Annotated in this window: 4 protein-coding genes; 2 read left to right on the top strand and 2 right to left on the bottom strand. The window is 68.1% G+C overall.

The features are described 5' to 3' along the window. The coding region (locus ACWCSD_RS50540) for an SDR family NAD(P)-dependent oxidoreductase (RefSeq protein ID WP_449926661.1) at positions 1-389 on the bottom strand (389 nt) is incomplete at its 3' end. A gap of 269 nt (positions 390-658) precedes the next feature. Here ACWCSD_RS50540 and ACWCSD_RS50535 point away from each other — a divergent pair. Together ACWCSD_RS50535 and nuoH are read left to right on the top strand one after the other, a co-directional pair. After that, a complete protein-coding gene (locus ACWCSD_RS50535) occupies positions 659-1,435 on the top strand; it encodes a helix-turn-helix domain-containing protein (RefSeq protein ID WP_449926658.1) in 777 nt (258 codons plus the stop codon). Between the two features lie 57 nt (positions 1,436-1,492). Continuing rightward, positions 1,493-2,740: an NADH-quinone oxidoreductase subunit NuoH gene (gene nuoH, locus ACWCSD_RS50530; RefSeq protein ID WP_449926655.1), complete on the top strand. Its 1,248-nt coding sequence runs from the start codon at positions 1,493-1,495 to the stop codon at positions 2,738-2,740. Here nuoH and ACWCSD_RS50525 read toward each other — a convergent pair. Continuing rightward, positions 2,728-2,871 (bottom strand): hypothetical protein, encoded by a 144-nt coding sequence (locus ACWCSD_RS50525; protein WP_397157278.1) that lies wholly within the window; start codon positions 2,869-2,871, stop codon positions 2,728-2,730. The two genes, nuoH and ACWCSD_RS50525, sit on opposite strands and share 13 nt — an antisense overlap. Positions 2,872-3,049 lie beyond the last annotated feature (178 nt).

The following is a 3,049-nucleotide window of genomic DNA, read 5'->3' as shown; positions in this document are numbered from 1 at the left end:
GAGCTGCGGGCATGGTTCGCGATCAGCACGTCAACGTGCCCGAACCGCTGGACAGCCTGCTCGATCACCCACGCCGGCTTCAGCGGATCGGCGAAGTCGGCCTGGACATGCGCCAGCCGGTCGCCCAGGCCGCCCAACGCCTCAAGCACGCCGGCCATCCCCGCCGGGTCGCTGCCCCACGGCTGATCAGCGTCATGAGGTGTCCATGACTGCACCAGCACCCTGGCACCGGCGGCCAGCAGCTCCCGCGTCAGGGCGAACCCGATCCCGGCCTGCCGGCTCACGCCGGTCACCACCGCGACACGGCCGGCCAGAGGACCTCGCTGCGCGCTTGCGCTCTCTTCGACGGGCATCTGGAGATGATCGCTGGTCCGGCTGAACGCCACCACCCCTTTATCGTCAGACAACTCGGACCTCGGTGCGGCAGCGCGGCCAGCACACTTGCCTGACATGCCTTACAAGCCTTCATGCGGCTGACCAGCTACTTCGCTGGAGAACACTAGATAATCGGGGATATCTTCGGTGCTGTCGGAGTGTCAGGCATGCTAGGCACATGAAGGATTCAGAACGTGTCTGACGCGTTATCCATGGTTGGTCTGGCATGTAAGGCACGTCAGGCACGCGCCATGCTCCTGCCGACCACGGCATGATCCACTCGGTGCCTGCGCTGAGGCAGGCTGAGCCGTACGAGATGATTGTGCGGCGGTCGCCGCCGCACCTGCGCCCGTACGCGCTGGGAGCGGCGGGGTTCCGGACGCGGACGGCGGAGGACGCGCGGATGCTGCCGCTCAACGCGGCCACCTTGATCGTCGACTTCACCGGCATGAGCCCGATCGTCACCGGCCCGCGCGCCACCGCGACGTTCGCGGTCCGCACGCCGTGGCGTCACGGGATGGCGGTCGGGCTCACCCCCGCCGGGATGTCCGCGCTGACGGGCGCGCCGGTCCGGGAGGTGGCCGGGACGACCGTGCCGCTCGCTGACCTCCTCGGCGTCCGGGCCGAGGAGCTGGCGGGGCGGCTGGGCGAGTCAGCGAGCTGGGATGAGCGCTTCGCCCTGCTGTGGGAGCGCCTGACGGCGTGGCTGCGCCCCGGCCCGGGACGCGACCACCTGATCATGCGCGCCTGGTGGCGGCTGCAGGCCCCGGACTGTCCGCGCACGATCGCGGGCCTCGCCGCCGAGGTCGGTGTCAGCAGGCGGTACGTCGAGCTCGGATTCCGCAGAGTGGTGGGTTTGTCACCCAAGACCGTCGCCCGGATCGCCCGCTTCCAGCGGACCGTGGACAGCTGGCGCCGCCCGTCAGCCACCGTGGACGCGGCCCTGAGCTGTGGTTTCGCCGACCAGCCGCATCTCAGCCGGGAGATCAGGGCCATGTCGCGGCTGACGCCCGCGCAGCTGTTCGCATTCGTTCAAGACACCGGGCGGCTCGCCGAATAGCGTGACCTTCCGCTCCCGGCCGAACGGCGTGCCCGGGACGGGAAGGGGCAGCACGTCATGGGAGTCACGCTCGCCGACTTCGGCAGGGATCCGCTGGGGATCACCATCGTCAAGGCGGTGTTCCTGTTCCTCTTCCTGTCGCTGGGGGTCGTGTTCGGGGTCTGCTTCGAGCGCAAGCTCATCTCCAGGATGCAGAACCGCATCGGTCCCAACCGGGCGGGCCCCTTCGGGATCCTGCAGTCGGTGGCGGACGCGATCAAGATGGGGTTGAAGGAGGATCTCTTCCCCAACACCGTGGACAAGGTGCTGTATCTGCTGGCTCCGGTCATGATGGTGGTTCCGGCGTTCCTGGCGTTCTCGATCGTGCCGTTCGGGCCGAAGGTGTGGATGTTCGGGCACCAGACGCCGTTGCAGCTGGTCGATCTGCCGGTGGCGGTGTTGTTCATACTGGCGATGGGGGCCATCTCGGTGTACGGGGTGGTGCTGGCCGGGTGGTCGTCGCGCTCGCCGTACGCGCTGCTCGGTGGTTTGCGTTCGGCGGCGCAGGTGGTCTCCTACGAGATCGCGATGGGCCTGTCGTTCGTGGCCGTCTTCATCTTCGCCGGGACGCTGTCGACCTCGGAGATCGTGAACGCGCAGACGTCGCTGTGGTACGGCATCATGCTGCTGCCGTCGTTCCTGGTGTATGTGGTCTGCATGTTCGGTGACGCGGCGCGGATTCCGTTCGACCTGCCCGAGGGTGAGGGTGAGCTGGTCGGCGGGTTCCAGACGGAGTACTCCTCGTCGCTGAAGTTCGCTCTGATCATGATGGGCGAGTACCTGCACACGTTCACCGCCTCCGGCATCGCGGTCACCCTGTTCATGGGTGGCTGGCGGGCGCCGTTCCCGATCTCGCTGTGGGCGGGCGCGAACGAGGGCTGGTGGCCGATGCTCTGGTTCTTCATCAAGTTCGTGCTGACGTTCTGCTTCATCATCTGGGTCCGGGCCTCGCTGCCCCGCGTGCGCTACGACCAGCTCATGTCCTTGGGCTGGAAGGTCCTCATCCCGGTCAACCTAGGCTGGATCCTTCTCGTCGCCGCCGTCCGTACGATCACGCAGAGCCCGGGAGTCGTCTCCATCGCGCTCGGGGTCGTCATCGCCGTCGGCGTACTGGCCATCTGGATGCGGTTCGACACCGTCGGCCAGCGGCGAAGGGAAGCCAGGAAGGCACAGGTCGACGCCGAGTTCGAGGAGCTCGGCGAAGAGCCGACCGCAGGCGGTTTCCCGGTGCCGCCGCTCGATCTGCCGCACTATCACGGCCGCTGATCCGCCACCCGGGCGCTGACCAGGGTGGCCCGCCGTTCGGCGAGCCGGGCCGCGGGGGGCACCAGGAGGCCGACGAGGGCGAAGCCGACGCCGAGGGCGATCCAGCCGGGGCGGCTCCAGCCCAGGCACACGCCAGTCTTTGCTCCGTTCCGCGTCGCCGATCCTCTCCTCTGGGCCCTGCGCCACGGGCCTCACCTGGGATAACGAGCAGCCGAACGAAGATCGCCTGCGCTGTGGCGGATCACATGGGCCCGGGGGCTTGGATGCTCTCTGTTCCTCCTCGCGGCGAACCTCGCGCCTGTGGCTTTA

Source organism: Nonomuraea sp. NPDC001684 (genome assembly GCF_053596515.1).
This window is presented reverse-complemented; position numbering and strand designations above follow the sequence as displayed.

Bases quoted from the DNA above. Each gene is read 5' to 3' on its own strand.
- nuoH (WP_449926655.1), top strand. From the start codon at position 1,493: ATGGGAGTCACGCTCGCCGACTTCGGCAGGGATCCGCTGGGGATCACC.